Source organism: Ruania halotolerans (assembly GCF_021049285.1).
Taxonomy (GTDB): Bacteria; Actinomycetota; Actinomycetes; order Actinomycetales; family Beutenbergiaceae; genus Ruania; species Ruania halotolerans.
In genome coordinates this window covers 1,083,538-1,107,666 of the sequence record NZ_CP088017.1, presented here as the reverse complement: position 1 = coordinate 1,107,666, position 24,129 = coordinate 1,083,538, and the positions used below count along the sequence as shown (strand labels likewise).

Below are 24,129 nucleotides of genomic sequence, written 5' to 3'. Positions count from 1 at the left end.
GGTTCAGACACGAAAAGTGGGTTCAGACGCAACAGCACACGGCGGGCTGACTGTGTGCCCCCACAGGGACTCGAACCCTGACTGTGCCGATTTTAAGTCGGCTGCCTCTGCCGGTTGGGCTATGGGGGCGCGGCGGCTTTCGATCCTACGTCGCATCCGCCGGCGCCCTGCGCGTCACTGTGTGGTGCCGGCTCCGGCCTTCTGCTTGCCTGGCTTCTTCGAGGTGGCGGCGTTGATGAACGCCTCCCGCGGGCTCTGCAGCGATCCGAGGGCCACCATCTCGCGGTTGAACAGCAGAGCGGTGGTCCAGTCCAACAGGATGCGCGCCTTGCGGTTGAAGCTCGGCATTGCCCACATGTGATACGTGCGGTGCATGAACCAGGCGATCGGCCCACGGAACTTGATGCCCATGATCTGCGCGACCCCCTTGTAGAGACCGAGTGAGGCCACCGTGCCCAGATCCCGGTGCGCGTAGTCCACTACCGGCTCGTCGGAGAGGAAACGGACGATGTTGTCGCCCAGGTGACGTGCCTGGCGCACCGCATGCTGGGCCGTGGGGCCACACAGCTTGCCTTCCACGTCACTGGTGAGGTCAGGTACGGCGGCACAGTCACCGGCCACCCAGGCGCCGTCGAGGATCTCGCCCTCCTCGGTGGCCACCTGCAGCGTGGGCAGGGCACGCACGCGGCCGGCCTCGTCCAGCGGAAGGTTGGTGTCGGCGAGCACCGGGTTGGCCTTCACCCCGGCGGTCCACACGAGAGTGTCGGACGCGAACTCATCACCGTCGGAGCACACGATCTCGCCGTTCTCGGCCGAGTTCAGGAACGTGTTGAGCTTGACCTCGATCCCCCGGGCGCGCAGCTGTTCGAGGGCATAGCCGCCGAGTTCGTCGCCGAACTCGGGCAGGATCCGGTGCGCGCCCTCGATGAGCACAAACCGCAGATCCTGCTGGCGGATCGAGTCGAAGTCCTTGCAGGCGTGCCGGGCCATGTCCTCAATCTCGGCGATCGCCTCGATACCGGCGAAACCGCCCCCCACGAAGGTGAACGTGAGCATCCGCTTGCGAAGCTCTGGATCCCATGTGGAGGCGGCCACGTCCATCTTGTTCAGCACCTGGTTGCGCAGGGCGATCGCCTCTTCGATCTGCTTGAAGCCGATGCCGTTCTCAGCCAGTCCCGGGATCGGGAGCACCCGGGCGACGGCGCCGAGCGCGACCACCACGTGATCGTAGGAGACCTGGTACGGCTCGCCCTCGACGGGATCGATGCTTGCCTTGCGCTCGGAGTGATCCAGACCCGTGACGCGCCCGGAGAGGACCGTACAGCCGTGCAGCAGGCGGCGGTGCGGAGCCACCACGTGGCGGGGCTCGATCGAACCGGCGGCGGCCTCGGGCAGGAACGGCTGGTACGTCATGTACGAGCGCGGGTCCACCACCACGATCGCCACCTCACGGCGGCCCATGCGCTTGCGGATCTGCATCGCGGTGTACAGCCCCACATAGCCACCGCCGAGAATCAGTATGCGCGGGACCTTGCGGGTCTTGACCTCTGCGGGAAGGGGGGTGGTGGCCTGATCGGTCATGCGTCCACTCTAGAACCCACGGCAAGCGCCCGCGCTGTGTGTTTGCACACGGCGGCGCCGTTCATCCGCGCGCGCGGCACCGCTGGAGGACGTCGTCGAGCATGGTCTCGGTGAGGCGACCGGTGAAGGTGTTCTGCTGGGACACGTGGTAGCTGCCGATGATGGCGACCGGTCCCCCGACCGGGCGGGTCACCGTGGCCATCGCGCCGTGACCAAAGGAGGGCTGCGGCCGGGGCACCTGCCAGCCCAGCCGCCGTAGGGCTGCGAACGTGGCCTGCCAGCCGATCCCACCCAGGGTGAGGATCGCCGTCAGGTGCGGGGCGAGCAGCTCGATCTCGCGGTCCAGCCATGGCGCGCAGGTGTGCTTCTCCTGCGGAGTGGGTGCGTTGTCCGGTGGGGCACACCGCACGGCCGCGACGATCCGTGCGCCGTCCAGCGCCAGCCCGTCGGCGGCATCGATGCTCTCCGGTTGGTTCGCATAGCCGGCGCGGTGCAGGGCGGCGAAGATCCAGTCCCCGGACCGGTCACCAGTGAATACCCGTCCGGTCCGGTTGGCCCCGTGTGCGGCCGGGGCGAGGCCGACGATCAGCAGGTGCGCACGCAGGTCCCCGAAGCCGGGGGCCGGGCGGCCCCAGTACGGTTCACCGTCGAAGGCTCGACGGCGGGTGGTCGCCACCCCCTCACGCCAGGAGACCAAGCGGGGGCAGGCGCGGCACACGCTGGACCGCGCATCCAGCAGCTCCAGGGTGCGGGAGGAGGCTGCCAGTCTGGCCACCTCGTCACTGTCCGCGGCGCGCGTGGTGCGGGGCCGGGCAGGGTCGCCGGGCCAGCCTGTTCCGGGCGGGACCGGGGAGGGGAAGCCCTTTCTGGTGCGTGGGTGCAGCCGGTCGGACGGGTCTGCGCGCTCGGGTCGTTCAGCCACTCTCGGTCACGTCAGCCACGGTCGCGTCCAGGTGTGTCACCAGATCGTCCCCGGCGAGCGTGACGCCGATGCCGTGACCGCCTCCGCCGATCGAGACCTGCTGACCGGCGATCCGCGAGTCGGCGATCACGGGCCAGGCCGTGGTGGCGCCGAACGGGGTGATGGTTCCGCGTTCGTACCCGGTCACGTCCTTCGCCCTGGCTGCATCGGGCATCGAGAGCCGGTTCACGCCGAGCAGGGCACGCAGCTTGGGCCAGGAGATCGACCGGCTCCCCGGAACGAGTACGAACAGGTAGTCACCGCTGCCGCGGCGCACCACCATCGTCTTGATGAGTTGGTCCGGGTCAAGCCCGCGCGCCATAGCGGCCTCGGCGAGAGAAAAGACCGGCCCGTGCCGGGTCACCGCATAGCGCAAATCGGTCTGTTCCAGCGCCTGTAGGGCTGGGGTGGTCTCGGTCATGGCGCTCCCGTCTCGCGTCGCCTCATCTTCGCATCCACTCCCGACGGCGGCCCGCACCACCACGAACAGCCCACCGCCTGGTCGGGGTAGCCGGTGCGCCATTCGGGGTCATTGCGGCCCAGCGGCAAGGGCAAGGTCCACTGTTGCCTGGATCTGCGTGGCGGTGGCGCCGCGGGCTCGTGCGTGGTGCACGGCTGCGGTGACCTCGGACAGATCCACACCGGAGGCCGCCGACTGCGGCGCGGCACCAGTGGCCACCCGAGTGCCGCCACCGCGGCGAGAGACGAGCCAGCCCGCGTCCTCCAACTCCCGATAGGCACGCGCCACTGTGCCAGCGGCCACTCCCAGGTCCGCGGCAAGCTGCCGGATCGGGGGGAGCCGGGCCTCCGGTGCCAGAGCACCGGCATGCATCAGGGCGAGCAGCTGACGGCGGAGCTGCTCGTACGGCGGGGTGGGGTCGCCGTCGTCGATACGCACCTGCACGGCTCACACCTCCGCAGCGGAGCGCACCGGCCGCGGGGTGAGCGCGGTCACCAGTAGCCCCGCCGCGCTCACTGCCGCCAGTACGACCGCTGCGATCCCGGCCACCAGGGCGAGGCGAATCAGCGGCGGCGCATCCGGATCGAACGAGGGTGGGAGAAGACCGAACATCACCAGACCTGCTGCCGTCGCGGCGATGGCGAGGGCCACTACCGCCAGCGCGGCAGCCACGGCGGCGCTGCGGGTGTCATCATCTGCGGCGAGATCGACCTCGGCGAGATTCCCGCGCGGCCGGGTGACGGCGAGGTGGACATTGATGGCGACGAGCACGAGCAGAATCATGAAGGCAACCGCGAGCGGTGCCGTATAGAACGCGCCCGGCCACGGCGTTCTCGTGCTCATGCAGTCAGGTCCGCACGCATATGCCAGCGATCGGCCATCGGCACCTGCAACGACCGTGGTGATGACCGCTGTCGCGACGAGCAACACGATGCTGAACCCGAGCAGAAACGCTGAGCGGCGCGGCAGATATCGCTCGAGGCTCCGCACCTCCAGGGCGGCACCACCATCGCGCAGAGCCGAGCGCGTGACCATCTCGGCGGCGATCCCGCCGAGCACCCACACGATCGCCACCACGAACGGTGCGAGGGAGAGGCCCTGCCCGTACAGGCCCAGCTCGGACACATCCATCACCACGCGCACGGCCAGTACTGCGGCGACCACGCGGGCTAGGACGATGACCGCGCGGACCCGGCGGACGCCGTCGTGCCCGGATCGCGGTGCGGAACCACGACTGAACACCGCGATCACCACGAACAGCGCCACCGCAGCGATCAGGACGAAGGCAAGGAAGAACCAGACGAACCCGGTCATGACGATCTCTCTTTCTTGTACCGTTGATCTGGTACAACAATGGCAACGGCCGACATTTGTGTCAACTCTTTGACACAAAAGGGGGATGGATGACCCGCGGAACCCTGCACCACCTCGAGATCTGGCTGCCGGACGACGCAGCGACGCACAGCTGGACGTGGCTGCTGACCGAACTCGGCTACACCTGCACCTCCCGCTGGCCGGAGGGGTCGTCATGGTCGCTCGGACCGACCTACCTGGTGTTGGAGCACGGGCCGGACGTGACGGGTGAGCGCACACTGCGCCGGCACCCGGGGATGAACCACCTCGCCTTCGACGGCGGCACCCGCGCCGAGGTGGATGCGCTCACCGTGGTGGCCGGGCATCACGGGTGGACACTGATGTTCGCCGACCGGCACCCGTGGGCCGGCGGGGACGAGCACTACGCCGCCTACCTGGAGGACGGGCGCGGCTTCGAGGTGGAGATCGTGGCGCAGGGATAGCGAGCATCCGCGGTCGGTGCCACACTCGGACGCACCGGCACAGACGCCGGTCCTCCCGACGACGGGACGCCCACCTCCTGAGGAGTTCCCATGGCGCACGGCGACATCACTCACATCGACATCCCGGTGACCAACACCGAGCAGGCGGTCACGTTCTACCATCAGCTATTCGGCTGGCAGATCGCCGAGATCCCCGGATTCGAGGGGTACCCGATGTGGCAGGCCCCGAACACCATCAGCGGTGGGGGACTCGCCCCGCGTAGCGAAGGGTTCACCCAGCCTCGCTCCTACGTGGAGGTCGACTCGATCGAGGAGACCCTCGCGAAAGTGACCGAACTCGGCGGCACCGTGGTGATGGACAAGCAGGCGATCAGCGAGACCAGCTGGTGGGCGATCTTCACCGACGCCGACGGCAACACGATTGGGCTCTACGAAGGCATCACTGAGCCGAGCTGACCTGACTCTGCCCACACACCAGGACAGCGCTGCACGGGAGTACTAGCGTCAGCGACGACGTCATCACCTCAGCGCAGCGGAAGGGCAGCACCACATGAGCGACTCCCCCGCAGTCAACCGCCTCAACGGTCGCGTGATCGCGATCTGTATCGCCGCCGCCCTGGGCGGCTTTCTCTTCGGGTTTGACACGGCCGTCATCAATGGCGCCGTGGAGGCGCTGGCAGGCGATGCGCCTGCAGGCTTCGAGCTGGGCGCGGCGCTCAAGGGCTTCGCCGTCTCCTCGGCGCTGCTCGGCTGTGCGGCCGGTGCCTGGTTCGCGGGTGCGATCGCGAACCGTTACGGCCGGGTGCCCACCATGGTGGTGGCCGCCGTGCTGTTCTTCGCCTCGGCCCTTGGTTCCGGCCTCGCATTCGGCGTGGTGGACTTCATCGCCTGGCGTGTGATCGGCGGCTTCGGGGTGGGTGCGGCGTCCGTGATCGCTCCCGCCTACATCGCCGAGGTCTCCCCGGCGCGCGTACGGGGTCGCCTCGGTTCGTTGCAGCAGTTGGCGATCGTGACGGGCATCTTCGTCGCACTTCTTTCGGATGCGATGCTCGCCGACACCGCCGGGAGTGCGGCCAACGAACTGTGGCTGGGCCGCGAAGCCTGGCGATGGATGTTCCTCGCCGAAGCTGTCCCGGCCGCGATCTACGGTCTGATGGCGCTGCGGTTGCCGGAGTCACCGAGGTACCTCGTAGCCCGCGGGAAGATCGACAAGGCCTCGCAAGTCCTCTACGACTTCACCGGCGAGGTGAACGTCAACCTGCGCATCCAGGAGATTCGCGCGACGCTCCAAGAGGAGCACGCTCAGGCGCTCAGCGACCTGCGGGGTAAGCGCCTTGGACTGAAGCCGATCGTGTGGGTCGGGATCTTGCTCTCGGTGTTCCAGCAGTTCGTCGGCATCAACGTGATCTTCTACTACTCCACCACGTTGTGGCGCTCTGTCGGCTTCGACGAGTCGAACGCCCTCACCATCACGGTGATCACGTCGGTCACGAACATCGTGGTGACGATCGTGGCAATCCTGCTCGTGGACAAGGTGGGCCGGCGGCCGATGCTGATGCTCGGCTCGATCGGCATGGCCGTGACCTTGGGCATGATGGCCGTGGCGTTCTCCTTCGCCACCCTGGTCACGAATTCCGACGGAACGCAGAGCGCTGAGTTGGATGCTCCCTGGTCAACGATCGCGCTGATCTGCGCCAACGGGTTCGTGGTGTTCTTCGGCGTGAGCTGGGGTCCGCTCGTGTGGGTGCTGCTGGGCGAGATGTTCCCCAACTCGATCCGTGCCTGGGCATTGTCGGTAGCGGCGGCCGCGCAATGGATCGCCAACTTCTTCATCTCGACGACGTTCCCCACCTTCGCCAAGATCGGCCTGCCATTCGCCTACGGCTTCTACGCCACATTCGCCCTGCTCTCGTTCTTCTTCGTGCTCACCAAGGTGCCCGAAACGAAGGGAAGGGAACTCGAGGACATGAGCGACTCGCCGGTCGTCGAGCGGCGCCGCAAGGCACGGCAGAGACCATCGTGACTCCGTAGCCGTAACCAGGGCGCCGAGATCATGAAGAGGTGATCAGGTACCGGTATCGGGTATCGATGATCAGCGACAGCTCATCCGGAGCAGGGCAGGCGTCAACTGCGGGCGCGGAATGGCCCGTCGCTTTCGGTTGTTCACCGAGCCGGCACGGACAGCGCGATCCCGTCGAGGATGTCGTGCTCACTGGTGAGGACCTCGCTCAGATCACCACCAGCGGCGCAGACTTCTGCCGCGACACGGGCGAGCACCTCGGACCAGATGAGCGCGCCTGCGCCGATCACGTCCACGCGCCCCGGGTGCATGAAGCCGAGTCCGGCTCGCTGCGTGCGCGGCATCGCGAGCAGCTCAGCGCACGCGGCGCGCACCTGCGCGATCGGCAACCGCGTGGCGTTGATCCGCTCCCGCTGATAGCTCTCCAGCCCGAGGGCGTGTGCAGTCACCGTGGTCACCGATCCGGCCACCCCGACGATCGTGCCGACCCGGTCCATGGGCACCTCGGCGGCGGCCCGGTCCAGGGCGGCACGTACGTCTGCCACGGCGGAGGAGATCTGGGCGTCGGTCGGCGGATCATCGTGCAGGTGGCGTTCGGTCATCCGAACACACCCCATGTCCAGGGAGATCGAGGCATCGGGTGTGGCACCCGCGCCAAGCACCAGCTCTGTGGAGCCGCCGCCGATGTCCACCACCAGCCGGTCCCCGGGAGCGGCCTCGTCGAGGATGCTCACGGCGCCGGCGAAGGAGAGGGAGGCTTCCTCGGCGCCGGAGATCACCTCCGCATCCACGCCCAGAGCCGACCGGACGCCGCCGAGAAACTCATCCCGGTTGCTGGCGTCCCGGGTGGCGGACGTGGCCACGAACCGGACTGCCTCCACCTCGTGCTCGCGGCACAGTTCGGCGTAGCGCCTGGTGGCCTGCAGGGTCCGTTCCAGGGCGACCGGGTCGAACTGGCCGGTGCGATCCACGCCCTGGCCGAGCCGGACCACCTCCATCAGCCGGGTGACGTCGGTCAACTGACCATCAGCTCGGTCCGCGATCAGCAGGCGGATGGAGTTCGTCCCACAGTCGATGGCAGCTACTCGTGTCACGGGGGCAAGCCTGCCACGCCACGGGAGCAACTACGGAACAGGTGGGTCACGATCCGGGCGAGGGACGCCGTCGGCGATCAGCAGGTGCAGCGATCCGGACGCCAGGTCTGGCTGATCATCTCGAGCGCTTCATCGCCCAGCGGATTCACGCCGTGGCCGACGGCCAGCGCATGGGCAACGAGCACGTGCAGGCACTTCACCCGCGTGGGCATTCCACCGGCAGAGATACCGGCGATCTCGGGCACATCGCCGAGTTCGGTGCGGCGGCGCAGATAGTCCTCATGCGCTCGCTGATAGGCAGCAGCGAGCTCGTCGTCCTCGGCGAGGCGGTCGGTCATCTCCCGCATCACCCCGTTCGCCTCCAGTGTGCTCACCGCGCCCACAGCGCCGGGGGAGGTGAGATAGAACGACGTGGGGAAGGGTGTGCCGTCGTGCAACCGCGGAAGTGTGCGCACCACCAGCGGGTTGCCACATATGCAGCGGGCGGCCACGGCCACCACACCACGGGGCGTGCGGCCGAGTTGCTCGGCCACCACGTCCAGGTCGCCGGGTCGCAGTTTCTCGTCGGTCACTGCGGTCCTCACGCTCGTCTCGGGTCAGTCCTCGATCTCACCGGCCACCTGGACCGAGTCCCACACAGTCAGGTACCACGGGCCGGTCGGCGGCACCGAGACCGGGCCCTGCTCGTCCGCCGCCGCGGCAGGTTCCTCTCCGGTCACGGTCTCCGGGTCGACCACACGGTACGGGGTCTCCCCCGGCATCACGAATCCGAGCCGCTCTCGCGCCTGGGCCTGGACGTACACCGGATCGTTCCACTGGTCGATCTGCGCCTGCAACTGAGCATTGCGCTCCTGGGCGCCGGCGATCTGGGCGGCAAGATCGCGCTGCTGTTCCTGCTGGGAGACGTAGGCCCGCAGCGTAGGTGCCAACACGATGAAGGCCATCAGCACCACCACGAAGAGCACCAGGCCGCGCACCGTGATCTGACGCGGCTCGTCGACCTTCTCCCGGCTCGCCGGGTTGCGACGTGCAGTCGCGCTGCGCCGGGCAGCGGACGGCTTGGGCTGAGGTTTGCTCTGTGGCCGGACGGATTTCGGGGTCGGCCGGGAGGAGGCGGCACGGGGTGCCGATGTGCGCGAACGTGTGCCTGTGCGGGGCGTGGCGGCTGAGGTGGCCGACCTGGTCGACGTGGCCGACCTGGTCGGCTTCGCCGTCGTAGCCGATGTGATCGTCCGGGCCGACTCGGTTGTCTTCGCGGCTGCGCCAGCTTTGCTCGCACTCGCCGACGTACGCGCCGGTGCGCGCGGAGTGGGCGGTCGGCGAGCAGTCACGACCCCATAGTCGCCCACGTCAGCCGGATTCGGCCGGAACGCCCGGCGCGAGTCGCTGGGTAGCACTCCCCACATGGCGGGGCAGAGCCGTCCGCTGTCCGATGCGGTTGTCGGTTCCGATGCGATCGTCGGTTCCCGATTCGATCGTCACGTTCGCATCGAGAACGACTTCCCTGATGCCCGGCCGAGACCCTTCGACCACCCGGTGGACACGCCTCGTCTCAACAGGCGAGCATCGCTGACCCGGCGAGGCGGTGCAGACAGTGCTGATCGCAGCAGAATCTGTGGACAACTGGGTTCGAACGCAAGGTGATGCGGCGTCCATTCTTCGTTGTCCACAACGGCACGCCCGATGCACCCTTATACACAACCCCAACTCCGACTTTCCGGCTAAATATCAACGAAAACAGTTGCCTCGATCGAACGCGCGTCCTAGGCTTGAAACGCGCCAGCAAGCCAGCGATCACCCACCCGAGGAGGTGCGCCGTGACCACCACCGACACCCACGGCGGCACCGCCACCTGGATCAGCACACGTACTCCCACGGGAACCACCCGAGGCCCCAGTACGAGCACCGGCGCGGGTGCCGCCTCAGGCACCGGCGGGAGTGCCGAGGCCGGTCCTGGCCCAGGCACCGGCCTCACCATGGGCACGGGCTCGGGAGCGGGCGCCAGCCAGGTCGAGGCAGGACTGGACCACGTCAGCGCCGAACTGGACGCGCTCCTGGGCATGGACCTGCACGACTTCGCCTCGTCGCGGTTGACTGGCCTCGTCGAGAAGGTCGAGGACGTGGACAGACGATTGTGCGCCTTCCGCGACCACCTCAGCACCGCCGTCGAGGCCGACGGCACCTGGGCCCTGAGCGGGTACCGCACCCTACCCACCTGGTGGGCAGGAATCACCGGCCGCAGACTCGGGCCCACCCGCGCACGCATCCACACCGCCAGAGAGCTACGCGATCACCTGCCCCTGACCACGGCCGCACTCGCCGCCGGGAAGATCAGCGCCGATCACGCCGCGTTGATGGCCACCCACACCACCAGAACCCCCACCCTGATCGAGAAGCTCACCGACCCGAGCGTCGGCGAGCGATTCCTGATCGCTCAGGCCACCCTCCTGAACGCCGACCAGTTCCGCCGCGCCCTGCAAGCCTGGGCCATCCGCGCCGACCCCGAGGCCGCCGACCGGAACTGGATCAACGACACCACCAAGCAGCACGTGTTCGTCTCCGAAACCCTCGACGGGTACGCCCTCAACGGATGGCTCACCCCCGAAAACGGACACGCCCTCAAAACCGCACTAGAAGCCATCGTCGGAGTCCCCGCAATCGATGACGACCGCACCCCCTCACAACGACTGGCCGACGCCCTCATCACCCTGACCCACCTCACGCTCGACGCCGGAACGCTCCAACCCAGCGCCCGCATCCGCCCCCACACCACCGTGACCGTCACCGCCGACACCCTCCTCCGTCTCACCACACGACCAGCCAGCACAGGCGAAGCAGCCACACCAGAGCATCCCGCCACCAGTCGCGCCGGTCGCGCCAGTCGCGCCGGTCGCGCCGGTCGCGAAACTGCCGATGCCAACGATGCGAACGACGCCAAGGAGATCAAGGGCAACGGCCCCTGCGCTGCTGGTGAGCCTGCAGCACTGGGCCCAGTCGTCAGCGATTCCGGAAGCACCAGTACCAGTGGCTCCTGCGTTCCCGATGGGACCACCATGGTCACCCGGATCGACTACTCAGCCCTCACCGGTACCGAGCCCGCCACTCTGGAGAACGGCACCCCGATCAGTCCCGGCCTCCTTGCCCGCCTCACCTGTGGCTCCGAGTTCACCCGCGTCATCTTCGACGCCGACAGCCAACCCCTCGACGTCGGACGCGCCGCACGCCTGCACACCCGGGCACAAGCCACCGCCATCATCGCCCGCGACAAGCACTGCCAGTATCCCGGTTGCACCGCACCACCCGGCTGGGGAGAAATCCACCACACCCTCTGGTGGTCCAGGGGCGGCCACACCACCACGCGCGCGGGCATCCTGCTCTGCTGGCACCACCACACCTGGATCCACCAACACGACATCACCATCAGCCGACACCACGATCACTGGCACTTCACCCGACCCGGCGGCCACCCCGTCAACCACCGCCACCCCCCACCCTGCGAACACCCCGATTGGCACCCGCCACCCGAGCAGCTGCCGCTGCTCGACTAGGGCTGCCGCCTGATGGAGTCAGGCTGGCTAAGACGTCTGGAGCAGAGGCACCGACTGCACCGCATGGCGCCCCCGACACGCCGACGGCGGGCACCCGTGGTGGGTACCCGCCGTCGGCGTCGATCAGCGCAGGTGCTGCGCAACCTCAGCGCTGGTTGACTTCAGTGCTTGTTCAGGCGCCGGTGACCTTCCACCGCGGGAAGGCGGCCGCTCCGGCGTACCGTGCAGCGGCATCCAGTTCGTCCTCGATACGCAGCAGCTGGTTGTACTTGTTGATCCGCTCACCACGAGCGGGCGCACCGGTCTTGATCTGACCCGCGTTCACCGCCACTGAGAGGTCGGCGATGGTGGTGTCCTCGGTCTCCCCGGAGCGGTGCGAGACCATCGCGGTGAAGCCGTTGCGCTGCGCGAGCTCCACGGCATCCAGGGTCTCGGTGAGGGAGCCGATCTGGTTCAGCTTCACCAGCAGCGAGTTCGCGGCCTTGGTCTCGATGCCCTTGGCGAGACGCTCCGGGTTGGTGACGAAGAGGTCGTCGCCGACGATCTGCACCTTGTCGCCGATCTTGCTCACGAGCTCGGACCAGGAGTCCCACTCGTCCTCGCTCAGCGGGTCCTCGATGGAGACGAGCGGGTACTTGGCCACGAGGTCCTCGTAGTAGCTGATCAGCTCGGCCGGGGTGATCGTCTTGCCCTCGAACTGGTAGCCGCCATCGGAGAAGAACTCGGTGGAGGCCACGTCCAGGGCGAGACTGATCTGCTCGCCGGGTGTGTAGCCGGCCCGTTCGATGGACTCGATGATGAGGTCCAGCGCGGCGTGGTTGCTGTCCAAGTTGGGCGCGAAGCCGCCCTCGTCGCCCAGACCAGTGGCCAGGCCGCGTTCCTTGAGCACACCCTTGAGCGCGTGGTACACCTCCGTGCCCCAGCGGAGCGCCTCCTTGAAGGAGCTGGCGCCGACCGGGGCGATCATGAACTCCTGGATGTCCACGTTGGAATCGGCGTGCGACCCACCGTTGAGAATGTTCATCATCGGCACCGGCAGCACGTGCGCGTTGGGCCCGCCGATGTAGCGGAACAGGGAGAGGTCGGCGCTCTCGGCGGCGGCGCGTGCGGCGGCGAGGGAGACGCCGAGAATGGCGTTCGCGCCGAGCTTGCCCTTATTCGGGCTGCCGTCGAGGTCGATCAGGGTCTGGTCGAGATGGCGCTGGTCCGCGGCATCGAGGCCGAGGATCTCCGGTGCAATGGTCTCGGTGATGGCGGCCACGGCGTTCTCCACGCCCTTGCCCAGGTAACGGCCCTTGTCGCCGTCGCGGCGCTCCACGGCTTCGAATGCACCGGTGGATGCGCCAGAGGGAACCGCGGCGCGCGCGAACGAGCCGTCCTCCAGGGCGATTTCCACCTCAACGGTCGGGTTGCCACGAGAATCGAGAATCTCGCGTGCTCCGACGGCCTCAATACTGGCCACATTGACTCCTTCTGATGGATTCTGGGGCCGACCCCCGTGAGCGGCGGCCGGCGGCTTTCCACGGTCCACTGTAATAGGGCCGTGATGGCTAGTGCGCGGGCGTCTCAGCACTCCGGATCGCTTCCTCAACCGCGCGCACCTGGCTGCGGAGGGCGGCCTCGGCGTCCAGGCCGACCGCCTCCGCATCCCGGACGACGGCGTAGAGCCGGCCGCCGATGTCGTCTGCCGGTTCGGGGAGCGGGAGCTGGGATCGCTGGGCGCGGCGGATCACTTTCTGCGTGCGTGCCAAGGCGGGGATGGAGGCAGGGATTCCGTCGAGGACGGACTCCCGTTGCTTCTCGGCGGCCTTGAGCTGTTCCCATCGTTCATTCACATCCGAGGCGGTCACAGCCGTCTCGTGTGCCTGCTCGGTGCCCTCAGGTGCCTCCGTACGCTCCGCGGCGAACACGTGGGGGTGCCGCGAGGTGAGCTTGCCGATCAGGGCGCGGGCGACGTCGTCGATATCGAACGGCTCGCCGAGGCTCCCTTCGGAGGCGACGCGAGCATGGAAGAGCACCTGCAACAGTACGTCGCCGAGCTCTTCCAGCAGGTGGTCGCGGTCGCCGTTCTCGGCGGCCTCGGCCATCTCGTGGGCCTCCTCGATCGCGTACGGGGCGAGGGAAGTGTGTGTCTGTTCCGCATCCCACGGGCAACCTCCCGGAGAGCGAAGCCGGTCCATCACGGCGACCACCTCGCGCAGCGGATCCTTCACGTCTCCACCACCAGCGGGGATCGAGTCGGGGTCGATGGCCGGTCCGGTCATCCCTGCGCGGGTGCGGGGGGCGCCAGGAGCCACTCCGGCTGCGCGGGGGCGACAGCGCTTCCTTGGGCGAGCGTCGGGTCCCAGGTGCCGTACCGCGGACTGACCTCTACCTCGAGTTCGGCCATTTCCTCGTTCACGGCCTCGCCGATCGCTTGTGCGTCCGGGCTCTGGGAGAGCTCGCCACTGACGATCAGGAACCGCGCCACCTCGATCGCACCGGCCGGATAGTCCTGCGGCACCTCAACCTGGGCCTGGGCAGAGAGTTCGTCGAGGTAGGCCTCGGTCTCATCCTCCGACGCCGCCACACCATGCTCGGCGGCGACGCCGAGGAACACCGGAGCCTGGATCATCGTGGCGAGCATCACGTTCGGGCCCACATCAGCGTTGAGGAAGGGAGCGAGCGCTGCCGTGGTCTCGGAGAGCTCACCCTCGGTGATCGCCTCGCCATCGACCACGGCGGCCGCTCCCGGCTGGCCAGCACACCCCGCAGCAAGCAGGGCTGCGGAGAGCACCGCAGTGGCAGGCGCGAGGATGCGGCGAGTGCGGGACGTCATTGCCACGGGAGACCTTTCAGCGGATCGATTCGGTGCCGGCACCATCGTAGAGCCCGGATCCCCCTGGTGTGTGATCCGTCGCCGCAGAATCCGCCGAAGGTACGTCGCGGGCAAGCGCGCTCTCGTGCCCCACGCCGCGGACCGGTTCGACGAAACGCACGCCATGGATGCGCGAGACCCACCAGGTCAGACCCGTCGTCGTGCCCAGCGTCAAAGCGAGGGAGATCGCGAACGAGCCGGGATCCACCGCCCCTTGCTGCAGGGACGAGGGGCTCAGCGGCGCCATCAGCGCGAGTGGGAGGTTGTTGGCGGTGTGCAGCACGATCGCAAGCTCCAGACCGCCGCTCTTCCACACGAGGAAGCCGGTACACAGCGCGAACACAGCGATCAGTACCTGACCCGCCGCGTGGTACCCGTGGCCCAGCACAAAGAGGGGGACCGGAACAACAATGCCCCAGAGGGGTGAACGCAGCCACGTACCCAGTGCGAGCTGGGGAAGACCACGGAAGGCATACTCCTCCCCAGCGCATTGCAGCGGCGTCAGCACCAGGGTTGTCAGCATCACGGCCGCGAGCGAGAGCCCCAGGGGTGGCATTGACGCATCGGCGGGTGGGGCGAGCAGGAACGACATTCCGTTGACGGCGACGTACACCGGCACGACCACCGCGCCTGCGCGCAGCATGAGGGACCATCGCATGCGCCCCACCACCGAGTGGATGAGGCCGCGGCGGCCGCCACCCCACCGGCTGCCCAGCACGACGGCGGGCACGAGGGCCGCGATCATACCGAGCCCGAGCACCATGTCCGCCGGGTTACGTGGGTCGTCGAGTGCGTCACTCGGGTGTGGAAGCCCCGGGACGATCAGATCGAGAACCACAAGAGCGAGCCCACCGGCAATCACGAACCCGGCGTAGAGCGCAGCCGAGAGCAGAAGCATCGTCACCGGACGCCACCACCGTGCCGTCCGGGCGTCGAGCCGCGGCAGCCGGTGATAGGGAACGGGCGTGATCTGTGGCGGTGTCCCAGCAGGCGAAGGAGCGGTCATGAGTCCAGGCTGACTTCTCGGGTGGCGCACACGGATCCTTCGATCGGTCCGAATCCGCACACGGTGGTCTCCTCCATTTGGCGGATCTGCTCGCCCCGGGGCGTTCCTACGATGGAGCGATGACCATGCCCGTAGCGCCACCGGTTCCGGTCTCGCGTCCGCCGGAGGCGCCGCGTGTACGCACGGGCTTGCGCGCCTTCGTGCTCTCCGCCTCCTGCAGCGTGCTCGGAGCGCTGGTGTTCCTCGTGACATTCGGCATGACCCTCGAGGAGAACGAGGGCGTCCTGCCCGGTGCGCTTTCCGGGCTCATCGCCCTGGACGTCGTCACCGGTCTCGCCGCCGGGATCGCTGTGGGCCCGCTGCGCCACTCTCGTACCGGCAATCTCCTGCTCGTGATCGCGGCAAGCCTGAGCGCCTGGGCAGTCCCAGCGGGGTTGGTTGCCTTGGTGCGGATCGGCACCCGCCGTTCCTACGCCTGGGACGGTGCCGCCCTGGCGATCATGGCGACGGGTTCGCTGGGGATGACGTGGGCCCACGCGGGTACGACCGGGCAGCCCATGGAGGTGGGCCTGACGATCGCCGCGCTGGTGATGGCCGGCGCAGTGGCGGTCGCAGCCCTGATGTGGGGCCGCGCCCGCGGCACGCGGGCGGCGCTGATGACCTCATTGCGTGAACAGGCCGCTGCGGCCGAGCGCGAACGGCAGGCCACCGCCCAGAGCCGGGATGCGTCGGTGGCCCAGGCGCGTGCCGATGAGCGCCGGGCGATCGCCCGGGACATGCACGACTCCCTCTCGCACCAGCTCTCCCTCATTGCAATGCACGCCGCGGCGTTGTCCTACCGCGACGATCTCTCACCCGAGCAGGTGCGGGCTGCGGCGCGCACCGTCCACGAGTGCGCGGGGGAGGCGAACGCGGTGCTGCGCGAGGTGCTCGCTGCGCTGCGCGAGAGCGACACACCAGAGGTGCACGCACCGCACGATTCTCCGCTGCCGACTGCGTCCTCGATCGATGCGCTCGCCGATGAGGCGAGGGCCGATGGTCAGCAGGTGAGCGTGACATGGCGCGCAGTCACGGCCGAGGAGGTGCAGCACCGTTCACCAGCAACCTCGGTATCCGTGGCCCGTATTTGCTCAGAGTTGCTGATGAACGCGCGCAAGCACGCCCCCGGTGCGCCGGTGGAGATCATGGTGGAGCACACCGGTGCGGACCTGGCCCTGCAGGTAACCAATCCGGTGACTCAGCCCGATCCGGCCCGGCTCGGCACCGGCCTGGGGCTGGTCGGTGTGGCAGAACGCGCCCGCATACTGGGCGGAACGGCCTATTCGGGCCGTACGGCGCAGGGACTGTTCGAGGTGGAGGTACGCATCCCGTGGACCGGATGAGGAAGGACGCACTGGACGCTGCGGCCGCGCCGCCGGTGCGCGTACTCATCGCCGACGACGAATCCCTGATGCGCGCAGGTCTACGGCTGATGATCGACGGGGTCGACGGCATCACCGTGGTCGGCGAAGCCGCCGATGGCTCGACGGCGCTCGCTCAGGCGCGGGCATTCGATCCCGACGTGGTCCTCATGGACATCCGCATGCCCGGGTGCAGCGGGCTGGAGGCCACCCGGCAGTTCCGGGATGCAGGCATTCGCGCACAAGTGATCATGTTGACCGCGTTCGACACCGAGGACTATCTCCTCGAGGCGCTGCGGGCGGGAGCGGTGTCATTCCTGCTCAAGGATTCCCACCCGGAGACGGTGGTCGCAGCGATCCACGACGCCGCGAGCGGTCAGCCGCAGTTCTCCCCTGCTGTGCTCACTCGCTTGGTGGCACTGGCTGCAGAGACCAGTCGACCGTCAGAGGCTGCTCCCACACACGGCCCGGACGCCGCACCCATGGGGGCGATCACTCCACGGGAGTGGGAGGTAGGCACGTTCGTGGCACAGGGGCTGACGAACTCAGAGATCGCCGAGGCGATGTACGTCAGCACCACCACAGTCAAGACCCACCTGGCTCACCTGTTCGAGAAGCTGCAGGTGACGAACCGCGTGCAACTCGCGCTCCGCTTCCTCGAGCACACGACCTGATCTGCGTCGTTCTGGCCGAGCGGGCTGCTCCTGCCCAGCCCTCTCCGGGAAACCACGCGTGCCCCCGCTGACGAGGACCGCTGGCGCAATCACGCCGGGAAAACCGAGGAAGCAGAGGGCTCGCTCCATGACTCGCGCCGAGTTACAGACTCAGCGACCCTAAGTGCGGTGGCGAGTACAGGTCAGGTGTACTCTTAACTCCTACAAGGCCCCCGACCGGGTGGGAGGATCCCGTGCAGCTCGCCGTCTCCACCGTGATCTTCGCCCTGCGCGAGCCGGATCGCCGCTCCGCGCGCACCGGCGCGGACGCCGCTCGCCCGGTGCTCTCCCTCCCGCTGGTCTGCCGGGTCCGTGAGCCCTATGACGGCTACTGGGCCCTCCCCGGCGGGCCGCTCCACGGCGATGAGGGGCTCACCGACGCCGCCGCGCGCACCCTGGAAGAGACCACCGGGCTGCGACCGACCTACCTGGAACAGCTCTATGCGTTCGGGGAACCGGACCGCTCCGGCGGCACGCAGGGCACAACTCCGTGCGAACGGGTTGTCTCGATCGTCTACTGGGCGCTGGTGAGCCAGGGTGAGGCAGCTCGCGCCCGTGTGGGGCAGAACGTGCGGTGGCTCGCCGCCGACCAGCTCCCCGATCTCGCTTTCGACCACAACCTGATCGTGGACTACGCCCTGTGGCGGCTGCGCACCAAAGTGGAGTACTCCCGGATCGCACATGCCTTCCTCGGTGACGTCTTCACCCTCCGCGAGCTGCGAGAGGTGCATGAACTCGTCCTGCAGCGCACCCTCGACCCCGCCAACTTCCGCCGGCAGGTGGAGGCGAGCGACGCCGTCGTACCCACGGAGTTCTTCCGCACCGGCGGGCGACATCGCCCAGCCAGGCTCTACCGCTACAACACCGCGATCGCCCCAGTGGACCTCGGACCGCTGGCGCGCACCACCACCCGCACCGACTCACCGACCCCTGACCCAAGCACCACTCCCCCGGCCACGAGGAGCTCCTGATGAGCCAGACCGCCTCCGTCGACACCCGCATCCAGCTGATCACCACCCAGCAGGCACCGGGAAGCACCTGCAGTCCCGATCTGGCGCAGGGCCCGTGGGCGTTCGATCCGCAGCCCGGGTACGGGCCCGGTGCCTCGATGGCCGATGAGATCCCTACCACCGCACCGCGCCAGGGTGAGTTGCCGGAGTCCTACAAGAGCGCCTCCAACGAGGAGCTGCACGCGCGCATCCGCGCCGCGAAGGACACGCTCGGTGATCGAGTGGTCATCCTCGGCCACTTCTACCAGCGGGATGAGATCCTCGCGCACGCCGACTTCGTGGGCGACTCCTTCCAGCTCGCGAACGCCTCCCTCACCCGCCCGAACGCCGAGGCGATCGTGTTCTGCGGTGTGCACTTCATGGCCGAGACCGCCGATCTGCTCTCCGAACCCGAGCAGGCCGTGATCCTGCCGAACCTCGCCGCCGGCTGCTCAATGGCCGATATGGCTGATATCGACCAGGTGGAGGAGTGCTGGGAGCAGCTCATGGAGGTGTATCGGGACAACACTGACACCACCCCCGATACTCTCCAGCCCGTCATCCCCGTCACCTACATGAACTCCTCCGCCGCCCTCAAGGGGTTCTGCGGCCGCAATGGCGGCATCGTGTGCACCTCCTCGAACGCCGCCACCGTTCTGGAGTGGGCGTTCGAGCGCGGCCAGCGGGTGCTGTTCTTCCCGGATCAGCACTTGGGCCGCAACACCGCCAAGGCGATGGGCATCTCCCTGGACCGGATGCCGATGTGGAACCCGAACAAGCCGCTTGGCGGGAACGATGAGCAGTCCCTCACCGATGCCCAGGTGATCCTCTGGCACGGGTTCTGCTCCGTGCACCGCCGGTTCACCGTTCCCCAGATCGAGGCCGCCCGCGCCGAGCACCCCGGCGTCCGGGTGATCGTGCACCCGGAGTGCCCGATGCCCGTGGTGGATGCTGCCGATGAGTCGGGCTCCACCGACTACATCACCAAGGCCATCGCCGCGGCCACCGAGCCCACCACGTTCGCGATCGGCACCGAGATCAACCTCGTGCAGCGGCTGGCCGCCGAGTACCCGCAGCACACCATCTTCTGCCTCGACCCGGTGGTGTGCCCGTGCTCCACGATGTACCGGATCCACCCGGGCTACCTGGCCTGGGCGCTGGAGTCCCTCGTTGAGGGCACGGTAGTGAACCAGATCCAGGTTCCCGACGACGTGGCGGAGCCGGCCCGCCTGGCCCTGGAACGGATGCTCGCCGCCAAGCCCCCGGTGACGCCGTCGAAGGCACAGCAATGACCCGGACCCTCGTTGTAGGCACCGGTATCGCAGGATTGATCACCGCCCTGGCCCACCCCCGCCCCGAGCAGGTGATGGTGCTCACCAAGGCCGAGCCCGCGGCCAGCAACACCTACGCCGCCCAAGGCGGGATCGCTGCGGTCACCGAGCCACCCGCTCCCGGAGACAGCGTGGCCGCGCACGTCTCGGACACGCTCACGGCCGGGGCCGGGCACTGCGATCCCCGGGCCGTGCAGGCACTGTGCGCGGACGGTGCGGACCGGATCGCTGACCTGATCGCCGCCGGGGTGCCATTCGACCGCACCGCCGGTGGCGGCCTCTCCCGGGGGCTGGAGGCCGCGCACTCGGTGGCGCGGATCCTGCACGCCGGCGGGGACGCCACCGGGGCCGGGATCGCCGATGCTCTCCTGGCCACCGCGGCACGGGCAGGCATCGAGGTGCGGGGGCACACCCTGGTCACCGAGTTGATCGCCGACGGCGCTCGCGTGCGTGGCGTACGCGCCCTCACCTCCGGCGGCGGGCAGGTAGAGATCGAAGCCGACGCTGTGGTGCTGGCCACCGGCGGGGCAGGGCAGCTGTACCCGTTCACCTCCAATCCGGACGTGGCCACCGGTGACGGTGTGGCTCTGGCAGCGCGGGCCGGGGCCGCATTGGCCGATCTGGAGTTCTACCAGTTCCACCCCACCACGCTCGCGCTCCCAGGCAACTTCCTCGTCTCCGAGGCGGTGCGCGGAGAGGGCGCCGTGCTGCGTGACGCCCACGGGGTGCGCTTCATGATGGGCGTGCACCCCGATGCCGAACTCGCCCCTCGGGATGTGGTGGCACGCGCCGTCGCGGACCGGATGCGCAGCACGGGGGCTCCGGTGCGCCTGGACGCCATCGCACTCGGGGCGGCCCGGCTCGCCGAACGGTTCCCCAGCATCGATGCCGCCGTGCGGGCGGCTGGTCTGGACTGGGCGAGTGAACCGGTGCCGATCACCCCGGCCGCGCACTATTGGATGGGCGGGGTGAGCACGGACCTGGCGGGGCGCACCAGCATCCCGGGGCTCTACGCCGTCGGGGAGGTGGCCCGCACCGGTGTGCACGGGGCAAACCGGCTGGCCTCCAACTCCCTGCTCGAAGGGGCGGTATTCGGGCACCGGGCGGCGCTGGCGACCAGTAGCGACTCCGGGGCATGGGCGCCCGAGCTCGACCTGGCTGCGGATCAGAACGACCCGGCGATCACCGCCTCCTCCCCGGCCGGTGCCCGGCCGAGGTGCACCCGGGCGAGCATGCAGAACCTCATGTGGGACGCCGTCGGGCTGGGCCGGGACGGGGACGAGCTGGCCGGCGCCGAGCAGACCTTCGCCGGCTGGGCAGACGGTGACCAGGCGGGGAGCGAGGCCGGTGACGACCTGGGCGCCCATGAGGATGCCAATCTGCTGCTGCTCGCTCGGCTCACCGCGCGAGCCGCTCGGCTGCGGACCACCTCGATGGGTGCGCATCACCGTATCGATCACACGCGAGTATTGGAGAGGACCCCATGACGCCGGCACACATCGAGACCGTGGTGGCCGCAGCGCTCGCTGAGGACGCCCCGTGGGGGGACGTCACCTGCGAGGCGTTCGTGCCGCCGTCGGCGTATGCAACAGCGCAGCTGCGCGCCCGTACCGACGGCACCTTGGCCGGGGCGGACGTGGCGAGCGCCGCTTTCCGGCTCGTCGATTCCGGCACCGTGGTGCGCTGGCAAAGCGTTGACGGGATGACGTTCAGCCGCGGCGACGCTCTCGCCCGGGTGCAGGGCCCAGCACGCGGAGTGCTGCGAGCCGAACGGATCGCGCTGAACTTCCTGCAGCGGATGTCCGGGATCGCCACGCTCACTGCGGCGTTCGTGGACGCGGTGGCCGGAACCGGTGTGCGGATCGTCGACACCCGGAAGACCACACCAGGGCTGCGCGCATTGGAGAAGCACGCGGTACGGGCCGGCGGCGGGCACAATCACCGGTTCTCGCTCTCGGATGCGGTGATGGTCAAGGACAACCACCTCGCCGTGGCCCGCGCTGCCGGCATCGGGGTGACGGAGGCGATTCTCGCTGCGAAGCAGCAGCTCGGGCACACCACCCATGTGGAGGTGGAGGTCGATCGCATCGAGCAGATCGAACCGGTGCTCGCCGCGGGCGTGGACACGATCATGCTGGACAATTTCTCACTCGAGGACCTGCGTAGCGCAGTGGCCCTGATCGCAGGGCGCGCGATCGTGGAGGCCAGTGGGGCGATCGGTCTGGAAACCGTGCGGGCCGTGGCCGAGACTGGAGTGGACGTGATCAGCGTGGGTGCCCTGACGCATTCGGCACCGGCGCTCGATCTGGGACTGGACGTCGTGGTCGAGTGACGCTCTACCTCGATGCGGCGGCGACCACGGCGATGCGCCGAGAGGCGCTGGAAGCCATGTGGCCCTACCTGACGGGTGAGTTCGGGAACCCGTCCAGTCACCACACGCTCGGTGAGCGGGCGGCGGCTGGGTTGCGGGGCGCGCGCCGTCAGGTGGCAGCGGTGCTGGGGTGCCGGGCGAGCGAGGTGACGTTCACCTCCGGCGGCACCGAGGGCGACAACGTGGCCATCAAAGGGCTCGCACTGGCGAACCCGCGTGGGCGGCACCTGGTGACGGCGGCGACCGAGCACGAGGCGGTCCTGGAGTCGGTGGACTATCTGCGCCGGGTGCACGGGTTCGAGGTGTCCATGGCGGCGGTGACCGGCGAAGGAGTCGTGACCCCCGAGGCGTTGCGAGCGGTGCTGCGGGAGGACAGCACGCTGGTGAGCATTGCGCTGGCGAACAACGAGATCGGCACGGTACAGGACATTGCGGCGCTCGCCGAGGTGGCCCACGCGGCGGGGGCATTGGTGCATACCGATGCGGTGCAGGCGGCGGGCTGGCTCAGTCTCGACGTCGGGGCGCTCGGGGTCGATGCCCTCTCCCTCTCCGGTCACAAGGTGGGCGCGGGGAAGGGCATCGGGGCCGTGTTTCTCCGTGGCCGGTTGCCGGTGGAGCCAGTGCTGCACGGTGGCGGACAGGAGCGGAACCGGCGGTCCGGTACGGAGAACGTGCCGGCAGCGGTGGCGCTCGGTGTGGCGCTGAGTCTCGCCGAATCCGCACGGGCGGCGCAGGTGGAGCGGGTCGGAGAGGCGATGGCGGCATTCACCGCGCGCGTGCTCGAGCTGGTCCCGACGGCGGTGCTCACCGGGGCGCCGGAGTCTCGCCTGCCGAATCACGCCTCCTTCTGCTTCCCGGGGGTGTCCGGTGAGGCTGTGCTGGTGGAGTTGGAGCGGCGCGGGGTGATCAGCTCGAGTGGATCGGCCTGTGCGGCCGGATCCGACGAACCCTCACACGTGCTGCTCGCCTGCGGGATCGCTCCTGAGGTGGCGCAGACGTCCGTGCGGTTCACGGCGGGGGCGGATGTGGACGAGGTGGAGTTGACCGGTGCCGCGGACCTGGTGGCCGACGCGGTCGGGACCCTCGTCACCTAGCCGCCCCGAGCAGGGCGCTCATATCCTCACCACCCCAGCCCGCGTATTGCCTCGTTCTGTCGCCTCCCCGAGGGCGGTGGCGACAGATGGGGGCAACCCGTCGGGTGTCTTGTGGACAGGGTGCTGCATCCACAGCTCGCGCCATCGCCGCTGCAACGGTTGCGGACTGAGCGCGATGCTGAGCGAATGTCGAATCCGCGCCCGCTTCCCGACGACCTCCGCCATGCCATGTTCACGGTGCGTCACGCGCTCGATTCGGGAGTCCATATCGAGCGACTACGCCGCGACGATCTCGCCGCCCCGTTCCACGGACTGCGCATCCCTGCGCCGGACGAGCTCAGCCTCCGCGAGCGATGCCTGGCCTACCAGGTGCCCCGGCCGGACACCTTCGTCTCGCATCTCACCGCGGCTCGCTTGCACGGGTTGCCCACGCCGATACGTGCCGACGAGCGACTTGACATGGCAGTGCTCGCTCCAGCGCGCGCACCCCGCGGAACGCGCATCCGCGGCCATCGACTCAACAGCAGCTATACACAAGTCCGCAACGTGCGTGGGCTACGCATCGCATCCCCCGTGAGCGTGTGGCTGCACCTCGCCGACTCCCTTTCCCTTCGTGAGCTCGTGATTCTCGGTGACGGGTGGGAGATCATCGATGATGAGGGACGATTCCTGGCAACCGCTGACCGTCAGTACAGCCACGACATCGACCGTCTCAACGGTCTGGCCGGAGCCGGGTGGCTGGTGATCCGGGTGAACCGGTCCCACTACCGCAGAAACCTCCCCGCGGTGATCGACCAGATCCAACGGACCTTGATCGGCCGAGGCTGGCGACCACCGACCAGATCGGCCCGCGCGTTGCCCCAATCTGTCGCCTGAACTGCATGCGCGCCGACAGATCGAGGCAACGC

The 24,129-nt window shown here is 68.6% G+C and carries 25 protein-coding genes and 1 tRNA gene; 13 read left to right on the top strand and 13 right to left on the bottom strand.

All coding sequences use genetic code 11. The features are described 5' to 3' along the window. Window positions 1-55: 55 nt before the first annotated feature. The 6 genes from LQF10_RS04825 to LQF10_RS04800 form a co-directional block, all read right to left on the bottom strand. Window positions 56-129: transfer RNA gene (locus LQF10_RS04825), tRNA-Leu, on the bottom strand. A 45-nt stretch (window positions 130-174) separates the two neighbouring features. Then, window positions 175-1,581, bottom strand: a complete 1,407-nt coding sequence (locus LQF10_RS04820; RefSeq protein WP_231066357.1) for an NAD(P)/FAD-dependent oxidoreductase — start codon at window positions 1,579-1,581, stop codon at window positions 175-177. Window positions 1,582-1,642: 61 nt separating this feature from the next. Next, entirely contained in the window at window positions 1,643-2,503 is an 861-nt protein-coding gene (locus tag LQF10_RS04815) for a uracil-DNA glycosylase (protein WP_290371139.1), read from the bottom strand. Further along, window positions 2,496-2,963, bottom strand: a complete 468-nt coding sequence (locus LQF10_RS04810; RefSeq protein WP_231066356.1) for an aminoacyl-tRNA deacylase — start codon at window positions 2,961-2,963, stop codon at window positions 2,496-2,498. The genes LQF10_RS04815 and LQF10_RS04810 overlap by 8 nt, the downstream gene beginning before the upstream one ends. 108 nt (window positions 2,964-3,071) lie before the next feature. Beyond that, window positions 3,072-3,446, bottom strand: a complete 375-nt coding sequence (locus LQF10_RS04805) for a GntR family transcriptional regulator (protein WP_231066355.1) — start codon at window positions 3,444-3,446, stop codon at window positions 3,072-3,074. A gap of 3 nt (window positions 3,447-3,449) precedes the next feature. Further along, on the bottom strand, window positions 3,450-4,316 hold the full coding sequence (locus LQF10_RS04800; protein ID WP_231066354.1) for a hypothetical protein: 867 nt from the start codon (window positions 4,314-4,316) through the stop codon (window positions 3,450-3,452). A gap of 89 nt (window positions 4,317-4,405) precedes the next feature. Here LQF10_RS04800 and LQF10_RS04795 point away from each other — a divergent pair, with 89 nt between their 5' ends. The 3 genes from LQF10_RS04795 to LQF10_RS04785 all read left to right on the top strand — a co-directional run bounded on the left by LQF10_RS04795 (window position 4,406) and on the right by LQF10_RS04785 (window position 6,821). After that, window positions 4,406-4,798 (top strand): VOC family protein, encoded by a 393-nt coding sequence (locus tag LQF10_RS04795; RefSeq protein ID WP_231066353.1) that lies wholly within the window; start codon window positions 4,406-4,408, stop codon window positions 4,796-4,798. 90 nt (window positions 4,799-4,888) lie between these two features. Further along, a complete protein-coding gene (locus LQF10_RS04790) occupies window positions 4,889-5,254 on the top strand; it encodes a VOC family protein (protein WP_231066352.1) in 366 nt (121 codons plus the stop codon). A 94-nt stretch (window positions 5,255-5,348) separates the two neighbouring features. Then, window positions 5,349-6,821 carry a sugar porter family MFS transporter gene (locus LQF10_RS04785; RefSeq protein ID WP_231066351.1) on the top strand — a complete coding sequence of 491 codons (1,473 nt, stop codon included), beginning with the start codon at window positions 5,349-5,351 and terminating at the stop codon, window positions 6,819-6,821. A 140-nt stretch (window positions 6,822-6,961) separates the two neighbouring features. On the opposite strand, the gene LQF10_RS04780 is transcribed toward LQF10_RS04785, so the two are convergent. From LQF10_RS04780 to LQF10_RS04770, 3 genes are all read right to left on the bottom strand, one after another. After that, complete coding sequence (locus LQF10_RS04780) at window positions 6,962-7,912, bottom strand: Ppx/GppA phosphatase family protein (protein WP_231066350.1); 951 nt, start codon at window positions 7,910-7,912, stop codon at window positions 6,962-6,964. Between the two features lie 77 nt (window positions 7,913-7,989). Further along, a complete protein-coding gene (locus LQF10_RS04775; protein WP_231066349.1) occupies window positions 7,990-8,484 on the bottom strand; it encodes a DUF501 domain-containing protein in 495 nt (164 codons plus the stop codon). Between the two features lie 24 nt (window positions 8,485-8,508). Next, the gene (locus LQF10_RS04770) at window positions 8,509-8,862 is read right to left on the bottom strand and encodes an FtsB family cell division protein (protein WP_290371159.1); all 354 of its coding nucleotides are present in this window, start codon (window positions 8,860-8,862) and stop codon (window positions 8,509-8,511) included. 181 nt (window positions 8,863-9,043) lie between these two features. Here LQF10_RS04770 and LQF10_RS04765 point away from each other — a divergent pair, with 181 nt between their 5' ends. Both LQF10_RS04765 and LQF10_RS19360 read left to right on the top strand, forming a co-directional pair. Next, the gene (locus LQF10_RS04765) at window positions 9,044-9,253 is read left to right on the top strand and encodes a hypothetical protein (RefSeq protein WP_231066347.1); all 210 of its coding nucleotides are present in this window, start codon (window positions 9,044-9,046) and stop codon (window positions 9,251-9,253) included. A 476-nt stretch (window positions 9,254-9,729) separates the two neighbouring features. Beyond that, window positions 9,730-11,460, top strand: a complete 1,731-nt coding sequence (locus LQF10_RS19360) for an HNH endonuclease (protein WP_290371138.1) — start codon at window positions 9,730-9,732, stop codon at window positions 11,458-11,460. 172 nt (window positions 11,461-11,632) lie between these two features. Here the strand turns inward: LQF10_RS19360 and eno are convergent, their stop codons facing one another. The 4 genes from eno to LQF10_RS04735 all read right to left on the bottom strand — a co-directional run bounded on the left by eno (window position 11,633) and on the right by LQF10_RS04735 (window position 15,323). Next, window positions 11,633-12,922 (bottom strand): phosphopyruvate hydratase, encoded by a 1,290-nt coding sequence (gene eno, locus LQF10_RS04750; RefSeq protein ID WP_231066346.1) that lies wholly within the window; start codon window positions 12,920-12,922, stop codon window positions 11,633-11,635. Window positions 12,923-13,010: 88 nt separating this feature from the next. After that, window positions 13,011-13,724, bottom strand: coding sequence for a nucleoside triphosphate pyrophosphohydrolase (locus LQF10_RS04745; RefSeq protein WP_231066345.1), 714 nt, complete (start codon window positions 13,722-13,724; stop codon window positions 13,011-13,013). Next, window positions 13,721-14,278: a hypothetical protein gene (locus tag LQF10_RS04740; protein WP_231066344.1), complete on the bottom strand. Its 558-nt coding sequence runs from the start codon at window positions 14,276-14,278 to the stop codon at window positions 13,721-13,723. The genes LQF10_RS04745 and LQF10_RS04740 overlap by 4 nt, the downstream gene beginning before the upstream one ends. A 16-nt stretch (window positions 14,279-14,294) precedes the next feature. Then, on the bottom strand, window positions 14,295-15,323 hold the full coding sequence (locus LQF10_RS04735) for a CPBP family intramembrane glutamic endopeptidase (protein ID WP_231066343.1): 1,029 nt from the start codon (window positions 15,321-15,323) through the stop codon (window positions 14,295-14,297). A gap of 119 nt (window positions 15,324-15,442) precedes the next feature. Between LQF10_RS04735 and LQF10_RS04730 the strand changes: the two genes are divergently transcribed. The 8 genes from LQF10_RS04730 (at window position 15,443) to LQF10_RS04695 (ending at window position 24,097) form a co-directional block, all read left to right on the top strand. Further along, the gene (locus tag LQF10_RS04730) at window positions 15,443-16,705 is read left to right on the top strand and encodes a histidine kinase (protein ID WP_231066342.1); all 1,263 of its coding nucleotides are present in this window, start codon (window positions 15,443-15,445) and stop codon (window positions 16,703-16,705) included. Next, complete coding sequence (locus tag LQF10_RS04725; RefSeq protein WP_231066341.1) at window positions 16,702-17,397, top strand: response regulator; 696 nt, start codon at window positions 16,702-16,704, stop codon at window positions 17,395-17,397. The genes LQF10_RS04730 and LQF10_RS04725 overlap by 4 nt, the downstream gene beginning before the upstream one ends. Window positions 17,398-17,630: 233 nt before the next feature. Further along, window positions 17,631-18,407 carry an NUDIX hydrolase gene (locus tag LQF10_RS04720; RefSeq protein WP_231066340.1) on the top strand — a complete coding sequence of 259 codons (777 nt, stop codon included), beginning with the start codon at window positions 17,631-17,633 and terminating at the stop codon, window positions 18,405-18,407. Beyond that, on the top strand, window positions 18,407-19,717 hold the full coding sequence (nadA, locus tag LQF10_RS04715; protein WP_231066339.1) for a quinolinate synthase NadA: 1,311 nt from the start codon (window positions 18,407-18,409) through the stop codon (window positions 19,715-19,717). The genes LQF10_RS04720 and nadA overlap by 1 nt, the downstream gene beginning before the upstream one ends. Then, entirely contained in the window at window positions 19,714-21,243 is a 1,530-nt protein-coding gene (gene nadB / locus LQF10_RS04710) for an L-aspartate oxidase (protein ID WP_231066338.1), read from the top strand. Before nadA ends, nadB begins: the two co-directional genes overlap by 4 nt. Then, entirely contained in the window at window positions 21,240-22,088 is an 849-nt protein-coding gene (nadC, locus tag LQF10_RS04705) for a carboxylating nicotinate-nucleotide diphosphorylase (protein WP_231066337.1), read from the top strand. The genes nadB and nadC overlap by 4 nt, the downstream gene beginning before the upstream one ends. A 32-nt stretch (window positions 22,089-22,120) precedes the next feature. Beyond that, window positions 22,121-23,221, top strand: a complete 1,101-nt coding sequence (locus tag LQF10_RS04700; RefSeq protein ID WP_231067245.1) for a cysteine desulfurase family protein — start codon at window positions 22,121-22,123, stop codon at window positions 23,219-23,221. Between the two features lie 186 nt (window positions 23,222-23,407). Then, window positions 23,408-24,097 carry a putative endonuclease domain-containing protein gene (locus tag LQF10_RS04695; RefSeq protein WP_231066336.1) on the top strand — a complete coding sequence of 230 codons (690 nt, stop codon included), beginning with the start codon at window positions 23,408-23,410 and terminating at the stop codon, window positions 24,095-24,097. Window positions 24,098-24,129 lie beyond the last annotated feature (32 nt).